At 35.1% G+C, this 17,806-nt stretch carries 17 protein-coding genes; 14 read left to right on the top strand and 3 right to left on the bottom strand.

The features are described from left to right. Positions 1-3: 3 nt before the first annotated feature. The 11 genes from fabG to hisIE all read left to right on the top strand — a co-directional run bounded on the left by fabG (position 4) and on the right by hisIE (position 11,608). Positions 4-753 (top strand): 3-oxoacyl-[acyl-carrier-protein] reductase, encoded by a 750-nt coding sequence (fabG, locus tag GQ45_RS03520; RefSeq protein ID WP_047415152.1) that lies wholly within the window; start codon positions 4-6, stop codon positions 751-753. 30 nt (positions 754-783) lie between these two features. After that, positions 784-2,796 carry a hypothetical protein gene (locus GQ45_RS03515; protein ID WP_047415151.1) on the top strand — a complete coding sequence of 671 codons (2,013 nt, stop codon included), beginning with the start codon at positions 784-786 and terminating at the stop codon, positions 2,794-2,796. A 10-nt stretch (positions 2,797-2,806) separates the two neighbouring features. Beyond that, complete coding sequence (locus GQ45_RS03510; RefSeq protein WP_047415149.1) at positions 2,807-3,622, top strand: prohibitin family protein; 816 nt, start codon at positions 2,807-2,809, stop codon at positions 3,620-3,622. A 255-nt stretch (positions 3,623-3,877) separates the two neighbouring features. Next, positions 3,878-4,735 carry an ATP phosphoribosyltransferase gene (hisG, locus tag GQ45_RS03505; protein ID WP_047415147.1) on the top strand — a complete coding sequence of 286 codons (858 nt, stop codon included), beginning with the start codon at positions 3,878-3,880 and terminating at the stop codon, positions 4,733-4,735. A 13-nt stretch (positions 4,736-4,748) separates the two neighbouring features. Then, positions 4,749-6,038: a histidinol dehydrogenase gene (gene hisD / locus GQ45_RS03500; protein WP_047419989.1), complete on the top strand. Its 1,290-nt coding sequence runs from the start codon at positions 4,749-4,751 to the stop codon at positions 6,036-6,038. Then, positions 6,031-7,083, top strand: coding sequence for a histidinol-phosphate transaminase (gene hisC / locus GQ45_RS03495; protein ID WP_047415145.1), 1,053 nt, complete (start codon positions 6,031-6,033; stop codon positions 7,081-7,083). The genes hisD and hisC overlap by 8 nt, the downstream gene beginning before the upstream one ends. A 48-nt stretch (positions 7,084-7,131) precedes the next feature. Then, positions 7,132-8,265 carry a bifunctional histidinol-phosphatase/imidazoleglycerol-phosphate dehydratase HisB gene (hisB, locus tag GQ45_RS03490; RefSeq protein ID WP_047415142.1) on the top strand — a complete coding sequence of 378 codons (1,134 nt, stop codon included), beginning with the start codon at positions 7,132-7,134 and terminating at the stop codon, positions 8,263-8,265. A gap of 167 nt (positions 8,266-8,432) precedes the next feature. Beyond that, positions 8,433-9,077 carry an imidazole glycerol phosphate synthase subunit HisH gene (hisH, locus tag GQ45_RS03485; RefSeq protein WP_052188109.1) on the top strand — a complete coding sequence of 215 codons (645 nt, stop codon included), beginning with the start codon at positions 8,433-8,435 and terminating at the stop codon, positions 9,075-9,077. 148 nt (positions 9,078-9,225) lie between these two features. Then, complete coding sequence (hisA, locus tag GQ45_RS03480; RefSeq protein ID WP_047415140.1) at positions 9,226-9,969, top strand: 1-(5-phosphoribosyl)-5-[(5-phosphoribosylamino)methylideneamino]imidazole-4-carboxamide isomerase; 744 nt, start codon at positions 9,226-9,228, stop codon at positions 9,967-9,969. Positions 9,970-10,100: 131 nt separating this feature from the next. Then, positions 10,101-10,856 carry an imidazole glycerol phosphate synthase subunit HisF gene (gene hisF / locus GQ45_RS03475; RefSeq protein WP_047415138.1) on the top strand — a complete coding sequence of 252 codons (756 nt, stop codon included), beginning with the start codon at positions 10,101-10,103 and terminating at the stop codon, positions 10,854-10,856. A 155-nt stretch (positions 10,857-11,011) separates the two neighbouring features. Continuing rightward, positions 11,012-11,608: a bifunctional phosphoribosyl-AMP cyclohydrolase/phosphoribosyl-ATP diphosphatase HisIE gene (gene hisIE / locus GQ45_RS03470; RefSeq protein WP_047415137.1), complete on the top strand. Its 597-nt coding sequence runs from the start codon at positions 11,012-11,014 to the stop codon at positions 11,606-11,608. Positions 11,609-11,638: 30 nt separating this feature from the next. Here hisIE and GQ45_RS18200 read toward each other — a convergent pair whose 3' ends face one another. Together GQ45_RS18200 and GQ45_RS03460 are read right to left on the bottom strand one after the other, a co-directional pair. Continuing rightward, entirely contained in the window at positions 11,639-12,049 is a 411-nt protein-coding gene (locus GQ45_RS18200; RefSeq protein WP_052188108.1) for a hypothetical protein, read from the bottom strand. 60 nt (positions 12,050-12,109) lie between these two features. After that, positions 12,110-12,916, bottom strand: coding sequence for a DUF1853 family protein (locus tag GQ45_RS03460; protein ID WP_047415135.1), 807 nt, complete (start codon positions 12,914-12,916; stop codon positions 12,110-12,112). Positions 12,917-12,994: 78 nt separating this feature from the next. Here GQ45_RS03460 and GQ45_RS03455 point away from each other — a divergent pair, with 78 nt between their 5' ends. Both GQ45_RS03455 and GQ45_RS03450 read left to right on the top strand, forming a co-directional pair. After that, positions 12,995-14,149: a VWA domain-containing protein gene (locus tag GQ45_RS03455; RefSeq protein ID WP_047415133.1), complete on the top strand. Its 1,155-nt coding sequence runs from the start codon at positions 12,995-12,997 to the stop codon at positions 14,147-14,149. 79 nt (positions 14,150-14,228) lie between these two features. Beyond that, positions 14,229-15,698 carry a magnesium chelatase gene (locus tag GQ45_RS03450; RefSeq protein ID WP_047415131.1) on the top strand — a complete coding sequence of 490 codons (1,470 nt, stop codon included), beginning with the start codon at positions 14,229-14,231 and terminating at the stop codon, positions 15,696-15,698. A gap of 56 nt (positions 15,699-15,754) precedes the next feature. On the opposite strand, the gene GQ45_RS03445 is transcribed toward GQ45_RS03450, so the two are convergent. Then, positions 15,755-16,237 (bottom strand): hypothetical protein, encoded by a 483-nt coding sequence (locus tag GQ45_RS03445; protein ID WP_047415128.1) that lies wholly within the window; start codon positions 16,235-16,237, stop codon positions 15,755-15,757. A gap of 228 nt (positions 16,238-16,465) precedes the next feature. On the opposite strand from GQ45_RS03445, the gene GQ45_RS03440 reads away from it, so the two are divergent. Further along, complete coding sequence (locus GQ45_RS03440; RefSeq protein ID WP_047415126.1) at positions 16,466-17,800, top strand: pitrilysin family protein; 1,335 nt, start codon at positions 16,466-16,468, stop codon at positions 17,798-17,800. The last annotated feature ends 6 nt before the right edge of the window (positions 17,801-17,806 follow it).

Here is a 17,806-nt window from a genome sequence, read left to right as displayed (position 1 = left end):
CAGATGAAACTATTAGAAGGTAAAAACGTCATTATAACAGGAGCAAGTAGAGGTATAGGTACAGGAATAGCACAAGTATTTGCAGATCATGGTGCAAATGTTGCATTTACTTATAGTTCTAGTGAAGCACCTGCTATAGCTTTAGAAAAAGAATTAACAGCTAAAGGAGTTAAAGCCAAAGCGTATAAAAGCAATGCGGCAAGCTTTAGCGATTCAGAAGCTTTAGTCGCTAGCGTTTTAGAAGATTTTGGTGGTGTTATTGATGTTTTAATTAACAACGCAGGAATTACTAAAGACAATTTACTAATGCGTATGTCTGAGGAAGATTTTGATTCAGTTATAGATATCAATCTAAAATCAGTTTTTAATATGACCAAGGCTGTGCAACGTACCATGTTAAAGCAGCGTAAAGGCTCCATCATTAACATGAGTAGTGTGGTGGGTGTCAAAGGAAATGCAGGGCAGACCAACTATGCAGCTTCAAAGGCGGGTATGATTGGGTTTACCAAGTCTGTCGCTTTAGAATTAGGCTCTCGTAATATCCGGTGCAATGCCATTGCTCCTGGTTTTATTGAAACAGAAATGACCGATAAGTTAGATGCGAAAGTAGTGCAAGGATGGAGAGACGGTATTCCTTTAAAAAGAGGTGGATCTCCAGAGGATATAGCAAATGCTTGTTTATTCTTTGCTTCTGATCTATCAGCCTATGTGACAGGTCAAGTTTTAAATGTTGATGGGGGCATGCTGACCTAAGTAGAATTTATTTTTGTACCACACTAAATTATGCAATTACAATCCATACTATTCCTAATTTTGGCTGCCTTAGTAGCCTTGGCAATAGTTGGTTTTCAATATTTTTACAAAAAGGAAAAGGGAGGGAAAACTATCGTTTACCTCTCTTTTTTTCGTTTTATTGCCTTGTTCGGATTGTTTGTTCTACTTATAAATCCTAAACTCACCAAAAAAAGTATTACGGTTGAAAAGACCAACTTAGTTGTATTGGTAGATAACTCATCATCTGTTCGTGAGTCAAAAAATCTACTAGAAACTAGTATAGAAGAAATTACATCAAATTCAGGGATTCAAGAAAAATTTGCGATTCAAGAATATAGCTTTGGCGAAGATTTACAGGCTTTAGATAGTCTAAATTTTCAAGAAAAAAACACTGATATTTCTAAAGCTTTAAGTGCTATTTCTGATATTTATAACACGACGAATACCGTTGTTTTGCTACTTTCCGATGGAAACCAAACCATTGGAGATGATTATGAATTTTATGGCAGTAGGTTAAAATATCCCGTATATCCCATGGCTATTGGCGATACAACGAAGTATGAAGATGTGTTTATACATCAAGTAAATAGCAATAAATATGCTTTTTTAAAAAATAAATTTCCTATTGAGTTTTTTGTCAGCTATCAAGGTCTTGAAAACAAAACGATCCCTGTAGGGATAAGCATGGATGGAAAAGAAGTATTTACCAAACAAGTACAAGTGAGTGCCGCTCAAAAATCACAAAAGATTTCTACCTTTTTAGAGGCAAATTCCGTAGGTGTCAAAACAATACGACTTAGCGCAGGAATTTTAGCGAATGAAAAAAATACCGCTAACAATTCAAAAACAGTGGCTGTGGAGGTGATCGATGAAAAAACTAATATTGCCATAATTTCAAATATCTCACATCCAGATATTGGAGCTTTAAAAAAAGCAATAGAATGCAATGAACAACGCGCGGTAAGTATCCTAAAACCTAAGGATGGTATATTAGATCTAGATAAGATTGATATTTTTATACTTTATCAACCTGATATTTCTTTTAAAGAAGTGTTTACATTTATTCAAAACAAAAACGCAAGCGCTCTGGTCATCGAAGGCCCTAAAACCGATCTTAACTTTCTAAATACTGTTCAAAAGTCATTTCAAATCGAAACAGGGTATCCTATCCAAGAAGTATTTCCAACCAAAAATGAGTCGTTTAGCTTTTATGATACCAGTGATTTCAAAGTAGATAATTTTCCTCCCTTGTTAACTAAATCTGGATCCATAAGCTTTTTGGGAGTGAACCAAACGCTTTTACAAATGCAAATCAGGGGCGTAGACTTGGAGAACCCATTACTTGCTGTTTCCGATGGTGAAGGTTCAAAAACAGCACTGTTTTTAGGTGAAGGAATTTGGAAATGGCGTTTACAATCGTATAGGAATGAGGGTAGTTTTGAAAATTTTGATCAATTCATTGGGCAATTGGTACTTTACTTATCTGACAATAAAAATAAAACCCGATTAACGGTAAGCTTTGAACCGATATATGAAGGTTCTTCAGCTGCTAAAGTAACGGCATCCTATTTTGACGAAACCTTTGTTTTTGATGCCAATGCAGCTTTAGTTTTAACCTTAAATAATAGCAAAGAAATACCCATGCTTGTCAAGGGAAGTAATTACGAGGCTGATTTAAGTGGTCTTACTCCTGGTGATTATTCTTTTGTAGTGAAGGTCTCAAATACCAATTTGTCAAAATCAGGAAGTTTTAAAATAATAGATTTTGATATAGAACAACAGTTTAATGCCACAAATTATAACAAACTTGAGCGCTTAGCAAAAGTTACTGATGGCAAATTGTTTTACCCTACACAACGAAGTGCCCTACTAGCAGAATTAAATAGCAATTTAAGCTTTCTGCCAGTACAGAAAAGCAACGAAAATGTTGTATCTTTGATTGATTTTCGAATCGTATTGATGCTTATTATTCTTGCGCTTTCTGCAGAATGGTTTATCAGAAAATTTAACGGATTAACTTAAAAAAAATAGAATGGACAAATTGCCCAAAATTGCACTACCCGCAGTAGTTGTTTTTATCGCCTTAGTAATTTTAATTTCAAAATCAGCAGTCACAATTGATTCAGGTAAGGCTGGAGTGTTGTATAAAACTTTCGGAGGCGGTGTAGTTACAGATCAGCCACCTTTAGGAGAAGGCTTTCATGTGGTAGCACCATGGAATAAGGTATATATCTATGAAGTAAGACAACAAGAAGTATTAGAAAAAATGAATGTTTTATCTAGTAACGGATTGGATATCAAATTAGAAGCCTCTGCTTGGTTTGAGCCTGTTCGAAGTAAATTAGGACTTCTTCATCAAGAAAAAGGAGAAGAATATATTCAACGCGTATTGTTGCCAACCATTAGATCTGCGGCACGTTCCGTTGTAGGTCGTTATACACCAGAACAATTGTACTCAAGTAAAAGAGATGCTATTCAGCAAGAAATTTTTGATGAGACTCAGAAAATTGTAAAAGATGAATATATTCAATTGAATGAAATATTAGTGCGTGACGTAACGCTACCGCCAACTATTAAAGACGCTATTGAACGTAAACTAAAACAAGAACAGGAATCATTAGAATATGAATTCCGTTTGGTAACCGCTAAAAAAGAAGCTGAAAAAGTAACTATTGAGGCCCAAGGTAAAGCTGATGCTAACCGAATTCTAAGTGCCTCTTTAAATGATCAAATTTTAAAAGATAAGGGTATTGATGCTACTTTAAAGCTATCAGAATCTCCAAATTCTAAAGTTGTAATTATAGGAGGTGGCGATGGAGGAATGCCGATCATATTAGGAAACAACTAATTATTATTCTGTAATTTTTACAAAATCAATAAATGTTGTTAAAAAATAGAATTTTAGTTTCTTATCATTAAAAATATTTTTACTTTTGCATCAGGATGAAAAATAGAACAGCACACCATCATCATTTTTATACTGGCTATCAAGCGAGGTAAAAGTGTATTGTACTGTGTTACAACATAATTTTAAACCCGTTTGAGCAATCAAACGGGTTTTGTTTTTAAAGTCTTTTGCTTGCCAAACACAAAATTAATACAAATGACAAAACTTAGAATTGCAATTCAAAAAGCAGGGCGTTTAAACGAAGAATCAATTGATATTCTTAAAGACTGCGGGATCTCCATAGATAACGGTAGAGATCAATTAAAGGCATCTTCTCGAAATTTTCCTATGGAAGTTTTTTACCTCAGAAATGGAGATATTCCTCAATACTTAAGAGATGGGGTAGTAGACGTAGCCATTATTGGAGAAAATGTTTTGATAGAAAAAGGGGAAGATATAATTGTTGCAGAGAAACTTGGTTTTTCGAAGTGCAAAGTTTCTTTAGCAGTACCTAAAGCAATGAAATATACTTCTGTGGAAGATTTTGAGGGAAAACGTATTGCCACTTCCTATCCCAATACCGTTAAAAATTATTTAGCAACAAAAGGCGTAAAAGCAGATTTACATATTATTAGTGGCTCTGTAGAAATTGCACCCAATATAGGTTTAGCAGATGCCATTTGTGATATTGTTTCTAGTGGCAGTACACTTTTTAAAAATAATTTAAAGGAAGTAGAAATTATGTTGACCAGCGAAGCTGTGTTGGCAGTTTCTCCAAAAATTACAGAAGAAAGAAAAGAAATATTACAAAAATTACAATTCCGAATTCAATCTGTTTTAAGAGCCAGACAATCTAAATATGTACTATTGAATGCTCCGAACAACAGGTTGCCCGAAGTTTTAAAGTTGTTGCCAGGAATGCGTAGCCCTACAGTTTTGCCATTGGCAGAGGAAGGATGGAGTTCAGTGCACACGGTCATTAACAAAGATAAGTTTTGGGAAGTTATTGATGAATTGAAGCAAGTAGGTGCAGAGGGTATTTTGGTTTGCCCGATTGAAAAAATGGTTCTCTAATTCAAATTTCAGTATGAATAAAATATATAATCCGAAGAAAGAAGATTGGCCTCAGCTTTTAAAGCGACCTACAAAGTCCTTAGCTGATATTGAAACGACAGTGAATCAAGTTTTTGAAGAAGTGCAGAAAGAAGGTGATACGGCCCTTATAAAATACACTCAAAAATTTGATGGAATTTTAGTAGATAAATTTCTGGTTTCCGAATCTGAAATTAATGAAGCCTTAAGTCTTGTTTCAAAGCCTCTAAAAGACGCAATTGGCTTAGCTAAGCAGAATATCGAAATATTTCATAAAGCCCAGCAAACAGGTAAGGTTGAAGTGGAGACCGCTATTGGAGTTCAATGTTGGCAAGAGAAAAGGCCTATTCAAAAAGTAGGCTTATACATTCCTGGAGGAACAGCACCTTTGTTTTCCACTATTTTGATGTTGGCAGTGCCTGCAAGCATTGCGGGTTGTACCGAAATTGTACTCTGTTCGCCGCCAAATAAGGAAGGCAGGATTCATCCGGCTATTTTGTACACGGCACATTTATGTGGCGTGACTAAAATTTTTAAAATTGGGGGTATCCAAGCAATTTCAGCTATGACTTTTGGAACCGAAACAATTCCACAGGTATATAAAATTTTTGGACCAGGAAATCAATACGTCACTGTCGCAAAACAACTGGCCACAAAATATGGCGTTGCCATCGATATGCCTGCAGGGCCCAGTGAACTGCTCGTGATGGCCGACGATAGTGCTAAGGCCGAATTTGTGGCGTCAGACTTATTAAGTCAGGCGGAGCACGGCGTTGATAGTCAGGTTATATTGGTAAGTACATCTAAAGTTTTACTTGAAGATGTAGAAAAAGAAATTGAACAACAAATAAACGACTTGCCACGTAAAGAAATTGCTCAAAAAGCCATTGATAATAGTAAGTTGATTTATGTGGAAAGTGATGCGATTGCGCAGGAATTAATTAATGAGTATGGTCCTGAACATTATATTATTTGCGTAAAAAATGAGGCTTCTTATTTAGAAAATATAGCAAATGCAGGTTCTATTTTTATTGGTAATTACACCCCCGAAAGTGCAGGAGATTATGCTTCAGGTACCAATCATACCTTACCCACAAATGGCTATACGAAACAGTATAGCGGTGTTAACTTAGATAGTTTTATGAAAATTATGACTTTTCAAAAAATATCTAAAGTAGGGATTAAGACCATTGGCGAAGCTATTGAAATAATGGCAGATGCAGAGGGCTTGCAAGCACACAAAAATGCGGTTACACTACGTTTAAATAGCCTAAAGAATGAATAAGTTCAACATACAAAACCTTGTACGAGAAAATGTTAGGGGTTTAAAGCCTTACTCTTCAGCACGGGATGAATATGTCTCTGACGGTTCTGAGATGATTTTTTTAGATGCTAACGAAAATCCTTTTGAAAACGGGGTTAATCGGTATCCTGACCCACAACAACGTAACTTAAAGGCTGTTTTAGCGAAGCAGAAAGGGGTAAAGCCTGAAAATATACTTTTTGGAAATGGAAGTGACGAAGTATTAGATTTAATTTTTAGAGCTTTTTGTGAGCCCAAGGAAGATAATATTATTACGTTACCCCCAACATACGGTATGTATAATGTATTGGCAGGGATTAATAATGTTGAGAATAAAGAAATTCAATTAACATTAGACTTTGAGCCTGATGTAGCTGCAATTCTTAAGAAAGCAGACGCTCATTCTAAAATAGTATTTCTATGTTCTCCTAATAACCCCACAGCCAACAGCTTTGCAAAAGATAAAGTGCTTACCTTACTACAAGAATTTAAAGGTGTAGTAGTCATCGATGAGGCCTATATTGATTTTTCGAAAGAAGAAAGCTGGTTGCAGGAATTAAAGAATTATAATAACTTAATTATTACTCAAACCTTATCGAAAGCCTATGGTATGGCAGGAATACGTTTGGGAATTTGTTTTGCCTCCGAAGAAATAATCGCCATTCTAAATAAAATTAAACCGCCCTATAATGTGAATGAATTGTCACAGCAAAGGGCTTTAGAAAGAGTTTTAGACCTAGAGGCTATACAATCGGAAGTAGCTGTAATTTTGTCTGAAAGAACACTTTTATCTAAAGCCTTACATGAATTAAATTACGTGCATAGCGTATTTGCATCAGATGCGAATTTTATTTTAGTAAAAGTGGACGATGCCACAATCCGGTATCAACAATTGTTGAAATTGGGTATAGTAGTTCGTAACAGAACAAGTCAGCCTTTATGTGAAAATACCCTGAGATTAACAGTAGGAACTAAACAAGAGAATGTGAGATTGATTTCAGCATTGAAATTAATTTCCCAATTCTAATACAAAAGAAGAATTTTAAATATAGCACTAGAAACAAGCCTAATACATATGAAAAAAGTACTTTTTATAGATCGAGACGGAACGATTATTAAAGAACCGGGAGACGAGCAGGTTGATGCTTTTGAAAAACTAATCTTTTATCCAAATGTCTTCACCTATTTAGGTAAAATAGCCAGAGAATTAGACTATGAACTCGTTATGATTACCAATCAAGATGGCTTGGGAACAGCGGCTTTTCCTGAAGATACCTTCTGGCCTGTTCAGAATTTTATTGTTCAATCTTTCGAAAATGAAGGGGTTGTATTTGATAACATTGTGATTGATAAAACTTTTCCGCATGAAAATGCCGAAACACGTAAGCCAAAAACAGGTTTATTAACAGAGTATTTTTCTGAAAACTATGATTTGGCAAACTCTTATGTTATTGGTGATCGTTTAACAGATATTGAATTGGCAAAAAATTTAGGTTCAAAAGGTATTTTTATCAATGATTTTACGGAATTAGGGATGGATGAAATTAGCGTCAAAAGAAATGAGTTAGAAAGGCTAATTGCACTAGAAACCAATGATTGGAAGAAAATACATGAGTTTTTAAAACTACGCGATAGAGTTGCAGAAATAAGTCGGAAAACCAATGAAACAGACATTCAGATAAAAATTAACTTAGACGGTTCAGGGAAAAGTACCATTGCAACAGGATTGGCTTTTTTTGATCATATGTTAGATCAATTAGCGCGTCATGGGCAGATGGATTTAGACATCCAAGTTCAGGGCGATTTAGAGGTTGATGAGCATCACACTATCGAAGACACAGCCATTGCATTAGGAGAAGTATTTCATAAGGCATTATCAAACAAATTAGGGATAGAACGCTATGGGTTTTGTTTACCAATGGATGACTGCTTGGCGCAAGTAGCGATAGACTTTGGAGGAAGAAATTGGTTGGTTTGGGAGGCTGAATTTAAGCGCGAAAAAATAGGAGAGATGCCTACTGAAATGTTTTATCACTTCTTTAAATCCTTTACCGATGGCGCAAAAGCCAATCTGAATATAAAAGCCGAAGGTACCAATGAGCATCATAAAATTGAAGCTATTTTTAAAGCCTTTGCCAAAGCCATAAAAGTTGCTGTAAAACGCGATGTTGACAAGATGATATTGCCGTCAACCAAGGGAATGTTGTAAAACAAAGACCCTAACCCCCGAAAGGGGAATTAAAAACAAAAACTCTTTTTTATAGTGAATAGTAAAAAATAGCTGAGACAAAGTCCTCTCTATGTTGGCATCGTAGTTGAGTTACATTTACTAAGCCTAACCCACGGAAATCGAAGCCTATTAATGACGAAAATATAATGAATAAAGATAAACATAAAGAAAGTAAAAGCTCCCCCTTGGGGAGCGGGGGGGGCTTGGTCATCATTGATTACGGAGCAGGTAACATCCAAAGTATCATGTTCGCGATACAACGTCTAGGTTTTAAAGCCGTTTTAAGTAGTGATGCAGCTCAAATTTTAGCGGCTGATAAAGTTATTTTCCCTGGGGTTGGTGAAGCGAGTAGCGCAATGCAGAAACTTAGGTCAAGTGGGTTAGATGGCTTGATTCCCCAACTTAAACAACCTGTTTTAGGCATTTGTTTAGGAATGCAGTTAATGTGTACTTCTTCCGAAGAAGGGAATACCAAAGGATTAGGCATTTTTGATCTCGATATCTTAAAGTTTTCGAATCAAGAAAAAGTTCCACAAATTGGTTGGAATCAAATTAAAAATTTAAAATCTGATTTATTTGAGGGTATCTCAGAAAACGAATATATGTATATGGTGCATAGTTTTTATGCACCATTATGCGCACATACTATTGCCACATCTGATTACGGAATTGAGTACAGTGCTGCCTTGCATAAAGATAATTTTTATGGCACCCAGTTTCACCCAGAGAAGAGTAGTGCTATGGGGGAGCAAATCCTTTTGAATTTCTTAACCTTAACAAATACAGCGTAAAACCAAAAAAAGTAAGATATTGGTACCCTTTGGGAAATGAATTCAAGTAAAAATGAATAATTAGTAAGGTTTATAAAAATGAACTGATGACCAGCAAGAAGTTTAAAGATTTAAAATCTTTTAGTTAATAAGTAATACTTTTAATACAATGAGAATAATCCCAGCTATAGATATTATTGACGGTAAATGTGTACGACTTTCAAAAGGTGACTATACCACTAAAAAAATATATAATGAGAGTCCTTTAGAAGTTGCTAAAGAGTTCGAGGCTCATGGCATTGAATACTTGCATTTGGTGGACTTAGATGGTGCTAAAAATCAACATATTGTAAACCACAAAGTATTGGAGCAAATAGCTTCTCAGACCACACTGAAAATCGATTTTGGGGGAGGTTTAAAAACAGATAAGGATTTACAAATTGCTTTTAATAGCGGAGCGGATCAAGTCACTGGTGGGAGTATTGCCGTAAAAAACAGAGAGCTGTTTTTAAGCTGGATTGAAACCTATGGTGCGGAGAAAATTATTTTAGGGGCAGATGCACTAAATGAAAAAATTGCCGTTTCGGGTTGGCAAGAGCATTCAAAACAAGAATTGATTCCGTTTATAAAAGACTATCAAGAAAAAGGTATTGTATTTGTTATTTGTACAGACATTAGCAAAGACGGAATGTTAGCGGGACCTTCGTTCAGCTTGTATAAAAAAATATTGAAGCAAACTTCAATTCCGGTAGAAGGAAATAAGATTCATTTGATCGCATCAGGAGGAATATCTGCCTTTGACGAATTACCCAAATTGGCCGAGTTAGGCTGTGAAGGAACGATCATTGGAAAAGCCATCTATGAAAACAGAATCAGTTTAAAGCAGCTCGAGGAGTTTATTTTGAACGGCTAAAAATCGAGCTATTTAGTTGCGAACCAGACATGAAGCAGCTAAAAATTGTTAAGGCTACTATTAAGTTTTAAAGTCAATGATATTACTAGATTCCTGAAACATTTTTTAGCAACAACGAACAACAATCAATCATGATAACAAAAAGAATAATTCCTTGCTTAGATATTAAAAACGGTAGAACGGTAAAAGGCGTAAATTTTGTTGATTTACGAGATGCTGGTGATCCCGTAGAATTAGCAGAAATCTATGCAAAAGCTGGGGCAGACGAATTGGTTTTTTTAGATATTTCTGCTACCGAAGAGCGTCGTAAAACTTTAGCAGATTTAGTATACCGTGTAGCTGAGAAAGTAAATATTCCGTTTACAGTGGGCGGTGGTATTTCGTCTGTTGAAGATGTTGATATTTTGCTTCAAAATGGTGCGGACAAAGTATCTATAAATTCATCGGCGGTTAAAAACCCGCAGTTGATCAACGACTTATCTGCGAAATTTGGCTCACAATGTATTGTTGTGGCTATTGATGCAAAACAAATTAATGGAGAATGGATTGTGCATTTAGTGGGAGGTAAGCAACCCACTGAAATTCGTTTATTTGATTGGGCTAGGGAAGTGGAGCGGCGCGGTGCTGGAGAAATTCTTTTCACATCTATGGATCATGATGGAACCAAAGATGGCTTTGCCAATGAAGCACTAGCAAGGTTATCTACGGAACTAAACATCCCCATTATTGCTTCAGGAGGCGCAGGAACGATGCAACATTTTAGCGATACTTTTATACATGGTAAAGCTGATGCGGCCTTGGCGGCAAGTGTTTTTCATTTTAAAGAAATAGATATTATGAACTTGAAACAAGAACTGAAACAACATGGGATTGCCGTTAGAATGTAATTTTTCAAATGTATAACAGAAAATCAGATAGCAAAATAATGTAGTTTTTAGGGTATCACTAAGAATCTAGAAAGAAGTTAAAAATAAAATTAAAGAAGAAAAAAAACTGTTTAAACCTCATACAAACAGCGAAAATAGCAATTAACAATGATATTATGAAGATAGATTTTACGAAAAATTCAGACGGCTTAGTGCCAGCCATCATTCAAGATGCCCAAACAAAAAATGTCTTGATGCTCGGCTATATGAATCAAGAAGCTTTTGATAAAACCATAGAAACCAATAAGGTTACATTTTATAGTCGCACTAAAAACCGCTTATGGACAAAGGGTGAAGAGAGTGGTAATTTTTTGAATCTGGTGGGTATTAAAAACGACTGTGATAACGATACTTTGTTGGTAACAGTTAATCCTATGGGACCTACATGCCATACAGGCAGTGCTACATGCTGGCAAGAAGAGAACCTAAGTTCATTTGGTTTTTTAACCAAATTAGAGTCGATTATAAAAGACAGAAAAAATAATCCTGAAAATAAAGACAGTTATGTAGCATCACTTTTTAGAAAAGGCATCAATAAAGTAGCTCAAAAAGTTGGCGAAGAAGCCGTAGAAGTTGTGATTGAGGCAAAAGATGACAATGACGATCTATTTTTAGACGAAAGTGCCGATTTGCTTTTTCATTATTTAATTCTACTACAAGCCAAAGGGTTTACCTTGGCGGATATTGAAGAAGTTTTAAAGAAAAGGCATTAAAAGAGTACTAGGGTATGAGGATAAAATGCCCTAGTTGTTAGGGATAGGCATCTCTTTTTGGTCAATTTTGGCAACTTCAGCCGATTTTTGATCTAGAAGGGTAATTAAATCTTGTGTTTTTTGGTACACACGTTTGGTATAAAAACGACCCCTATCCCAATCTGGCGCATCTGCTGCATGTTCTAAATCGCTAATGGTTTCCGCTATTTTTAATTGAAACTCCTCGTCTTCATACCCCTGAAGAAGTACCGCAATCTTTTCGTAGGCCTCTAAGGCTTTTTCTGAATACATTTTTTGATGATCAAAATTATTTGATGAAAGTGCTTTTTTTGAGTGATTCAAAGCGTAGGTTGCTTGCGTATAAATAGTATCCCATTCGGTTTTAGTATCTGATAAAATAATACAAGCAAACAAAGTAAAAAAAATAGCAAATTTAGACATGGGTTGTTTTTGTTAAAGATGAACTTTAAAACAACGATTAGAATAAGTTTATATTGTTTTCTACCAAAAGATTATAAAGAATTTTTCGAATTGTTGATTGGATCTTTTCATCCAAACCATAGGCGAGTTTAGTTGTGCATGTCTTTTTTTAATTTCTGGGCTAATTTCTTGATGAGTTCGCCAGCTTACATTTTCATGAGGCCTAATAATCCATTCTTTTTTTGAAGGTAAATAGTACAAGTAATGATGAAAGTCAGTGGCGTCAAAATCATGAAAACCAATCCAGTAGCCATAAATACAATTTTTATTGAAAGGTGTTATCTGTACTTTTTTAGAGGTATAAGGATAAAATAGCTGTGCTTTAAAACAAGTTCTTGAGCTCAAGCTGTTAGTGTCTATGTGAAGGTTTTCTAAAGTTTTTATAGCTTCTTGTGATTGTAATAATGTAAACTGCTGGTACTTGATTTTTTCAATTTTTTGAGCGAAAGAGTCTCTTTTATTGGGACCTATGAGCTGATTAATTTTTTCGGGTATCGCCAGATCAATAATATAAAATTTATACGTCAATTCGATATGTATATTTTTTTTGGTTTCCGTATCTTGAACTATAAAATCTATTTCACCTATAGTTCTTGATGCATCTTTTATAGGTTGATTGAAAAGCAATACCTTATAGCCTTTATGATGGTTTAATACTTGATAATATAAATGTTCAACTTGATGTCCCAATCGAATATTTTGAGGAATAGGCTGGGGGACAAAACCAGTGAGGTCGATGTTGGGAAGATTAAACTGTTGAATACCTAATAATTCTCCCTCCCAAAGTGGTGGGGTATCCAAAAAGCCTTTTATCTGTTGTACTTCCATACCACTAAAGTTATAATAAAGCGTTAAGATTTCGTAAATCAGGATGCTTTCTTTTTCTAATTATCGTATTTTTATACTATGGCTATGAATATAAGAAAAGGATTCCGGTTTCAAACCTATGAAGCTCCGGATCTAACCCCCTTTGAAAAACTTTTTGATATTTTTCAAGAACTTATTACGCACACCTCTGGTGACGTAGATGAAGCGCTTGACTGGTTACGGGAGTTAGATAAGGAGTATGAACTGACGGATGAAAATTATACAATTGATGATTTTATCGAAGATTTAAAAGCAAGGGGTTACCTGCGTGAAGAATTTAAAGATGATCCTAATACTGGAAAAGAAGGAGCGGAGAACGGTGATGGTTCAGGCAACCTATCCATAACAGCAAAAATGGAACGCTTGATACGCCAACGTGCTCTAGAACAGATTTTCGGTAAATTAAAACGCAACGGAGCTGGGAATCATAAAACAGGGAAATCTGGACAAGGCGATGAGCATACAGGAGAACTGCGTGAATATCGATACGGGGATGGTTTAGACCATATTTCTATGACTGAAAGTCTCAAAAATGCTCAAATTAATAATGGCATTGGCGATTTTTCACTTTCTGAGAACGACTTGGTTGTAGAAGACACGCACTATAAAGCCCAAATGAGTACTATTCTAATGATTGATATTAGTCATAGTATGATTTTATATGGTGAAGATAGGATAACACCTGCAAAAAAAGTAGCCATGGCTCTTGCTGAGTTAATCACAACAAGATATCCCAAAGATACTTTAGATATTCTGGTCTTTGGAAATGACGCCTGGCCCATTCCTATAAAGGATTTACCTTATCTGAAAGTTGGGCCTTATCATACCAACACCGTTGCCGGTTTGCAATTAGCGATGGATATGCTTAGGCGTAAAAGAAATACCAACAAGCAAATTTTCATGATTACGGATGGTAAACCTAGTTGCCTTCGAATGCCAGACGGTACCTATTATAAAAATAGTGTTGGATTGGATGATTATATTGTTGAAAAGTGCTACAACATGGCGCGTCAAGCAAGAAAGCTTCATATTCCCATTACTACCTTTATGATTGCCCAAGACCCTTATTTAATACAGTTTATACGACATTTTACCGAAGCCAATAAGGGCAAAGCTTTTTTTACGGGTTTAAAAGGATTGGGAGAAATGATTTTTGAGGATTACGAAGCAAATAGGAAGAAGAAACTAAAATAAAAAGTTGTTGTCAGGGCTTTGTTTTTAATGGATAGGAATCAAAAAGCCGACAACAGATAACAAACAACAAACAAAAAAAATGAAATTGAATTTTAAAGAAATTAGTACACTAGGAGAATTAAAAAAAGCAGGGTATCAAAGTAAAAATATAAAAGATGAGCTTAGAGATAATCTGAGAGAAAAAATTATCAATGGCGAAGAAACTTTTAAAGGCGTTTGGGGGTATGAAAATTCCGTAATTCCAGAGTTAGAAAGGGCTATTTTGTCGCGTCATAATATTAATTTATTAGGTTTAAGAGGGCAAGCGAAAACAAGATTAGCTCGACTCATGGTTAATTTGTTAGATGAATACATTCCAGTTGTTGCGGCATCAGAGATTAATGATGATCCTTTAGCACCAATGTCTCGCTATGCCATAGAACTCATCAAAGAAAAGGGTGATGCCACGCCAATTACCTGGTTACATCGTGATGAGCGTTTTTCAGAAAAACTAGCAACGCCAGATGTTACCGTTGCAGATTTAATAGGTGACGTAGACCCAATTAAAGCAGCAAACCTAAAACTATCCTATGCCGATGATCGTGTTATACATTTTGGAATGATACCAAGAGCAAACCGTTGTATTTTTGTTATAAATGAGTTACCCGATTTACAGGCTAGAATTCAGGTTTCCTTATTCAATATTTTACAAGAAGGCGATATTCAAATTCGTGGTTTTAAACTGCGTTTGCCTTTAGATATTCAGTTTGTATTTACGGCCAACCCAGAAGATTATACCAACAGAGGAAGTATTGTAACACCCCTAAAAGATAGGATTGGTTCTCAGATTTTAACACATTATCCTGACGATATTGCTACTGCTCGTAAAATAACGGAGCAAGAGTCAAAGTTAGACTTAAGACAGACCGATGCGGTATACGTGCCAGATGTAGCTAAAGATTTACTGGAACAAATTAGTTTTGAAGCTCGCGAAAGTGAATATGTGGATGCTAAAAGTGGGGTAAGTGCTAGAACTAGTATTACCGCTTTCGAAAATTTATTGAGCACCGCAGAGCGTAGGGCCTTATTAAATGGAGCCGAAAAAACAACCCTGCGTTTGAGTGATTTTCTAGGAATTATTCCTTCCATTACCGGCAAAATAGAATTGGTCTATGAGGGTGAGCAAGAAGGTGCTGATGGTGTAGCAGAAATATTGATTGATGACGCCGTAAAAACAGTATTCGAAAACTTCTTTCCTAAAATTAATAAGTTAGAGAAAAAAGGAGAAGATACTATTTATGACGAATTACTGCATTGGTTTTTTCAAGGAGAAGGTTTTGAACTATTAGACGATTATACGGATGAAGAATACAAACGTGCTTTAGAAGAAATTCCCGCTTTAAATCAATTGATAAAAGACCATCAACCTGATTACCCTAAAGAGGATATTTACTTTTTAAAGGAGTTGTTATTATGGGGTTTAGTTGCCCACAAAAAACTTAATAAACATCGTTTTGAAGAAGGTTTTCAATTTAAAGACTTGTATAGTAGTTTCTTAAGTGATTTATGATAGGCTTCTAAAATAAGTTTAAAAAATCCTAATGATTTGTATTCATTGGGATTTTTTTATTTCCATGAATCCAAATGATCATGTAATTCATCAAAATTATATTTTCCGATAATTTTTTTTCTAGAAATAAAGGTTAAAGGTGTTACAATCAATAAAAGACAATGCATGATAATTAAAAAAGTACCCATCCAAATAAAATTTTCAGGCATAATTTCGTCGGTATAATCAGTAAATTTTAAAAAGCGATACACATACTCTGCAAATTTAAAAATGTAAATCATATACATAAAATAGAGTACATACTCTATGTTTCTTAAGGAGACATCAGAAGTTTCTGAATTTCTATTTTTTTTCCAAAGCAGATACAAATACATAAAATGTACACTAGTTAAGAACGGAAAAATATAATTCTGAAATTTGGAAAAAGAAAAGGTGTTTACAAATAAGCTGTAAAAACTAAATACATTTAATACCAGCAGTAATACTGCTGATATTAAAAGTAGCATCTTTAGGGGAAAAAGGCGTAATAATAAATGCATAAAGTAGGTTTCAAGGCCATGGGGGACCATTCGAAATTAAAAACGACACATGATTTTATTTATTTGAAACAAATCGTTAAAATACACGCAATGTTGAGAAGTGTCCTAAAGTTGTGGTGAAAAAACCTATGAACTACACTATCATTATTTTTTCATCATTTTTTGTAGATTTTAGTTCTTGTTTTACATCATATTCTTACCTTTATTTTAAACTAAATAGATTTAAAAATGAAAAAATTAGTATTTACAATACTTGCCATTCAATGTATAGTGTTATTAAATGCACAAAGTAAAGCAGAAGATGTGAAAAGTTTTACACTGGCAAACGGAATGAAGGTCATGGTTTTAGAAGACCACAGCATTCCTAACGCCAATATGTACCTATTTTGGAAAGTAGGTTCTAGAAACGAATACCCTGGAATTACGGGACTTTCTCACTTTTTTGAACACATGATGTTTAATGGATCTAAAAAATATGGACCTAAATTGTTCGATAGAACAATGGAAGCTTCTGGAGGTAGTAATAATGCCTATACTACGGAAAATGTCACGGTGTACACGGATTGGTTTCCATCTTCATCACTAGAAACTATTTTTGATTTAGAAGCTGACCGTATTGGAAATTTAGCCCTAGATCCAAAAATGGTTGAAAGTGAAAGAGGCGTAGTACTCAGCGAGCGCAGTACTGGATTAGAGAACTCAAATTTTAGAAATTTAAGTGAGGAAGTAAAAGCTACTGCCTTTTTTGCACACCCTTATCGCTGGTCGGTTATTGGGTATGAATCTGACATTAAAAATTGGACTATTGAAGATTTACAAACCTATTTTGATACCTATTATGCGCCAAATAATGCGGTGGTCGTCATTTCAGGTGATGTGACACTCGAAGGTGTTAAAAAACTGGCGAAGCAGTACTTTGAGCCGATAAGCTCAAAAGCAACCCCTAGAAAAGTACATACCGTAGAACCTGAGCAACGGGGTGAAAAAAGAGTCATGGTACATAAGCCAGTGAGTACACCTAATGTATTACTAGCCTACCATGTTCCAGAGACCAAACACCCAGATTATTATGCTTTAGATGTATTAAATTCTATTTTAAGCAATGGAAAAAGTAGTAAGCTGTATAGTTACCTTGTGGATGAAAATCAATTAGCAACCTCTGTATTCAGTTATATGCCTGAAAGTTTTGATCCTAATTTATTTTATATCTATGGCGTTGCCAGTCAAGATGTAAATGCGAGTCAACTAGAGGCTGGTATGCTAAGTGTTTTAGACGATGTTATGGAAAACGGCATTACAGCGAAAGAACTTCAAAAAGTAAAAAATCAAAAATTGATGGAATTTTATCAAACGCTGGAAACTATTGATGGCAAAAGCAATACCCTAGGTACCTATGAGTTGTATTTCGGAGATTATAAAAAAATGTATACAGCTCCAGATGCCTATGAAAAAGTAACGGTTGAAGATATTAAACGTGTTGCTAAAATCTATTTTACCAAAAACAATAGAACCGTTGGTGTGTTACAAAATAACGAACTCGAAATTTCAACCGACTCAAAATAATCATAT

The sequence above is a fragment of the Cellulophaga sp. Hel_I_12 genome (genome assembly GCF_000799565.1).
In the GTDB taxonomy this organism is placed as follows: Bacteria; Bacteroidota; Bacteroidia; order Flavobacteriales; family Flavobacteriaceae; genus Cellulophaga.
This window is presented reverse-complemented; position numbering and strand designations above follow the sequence as displayed.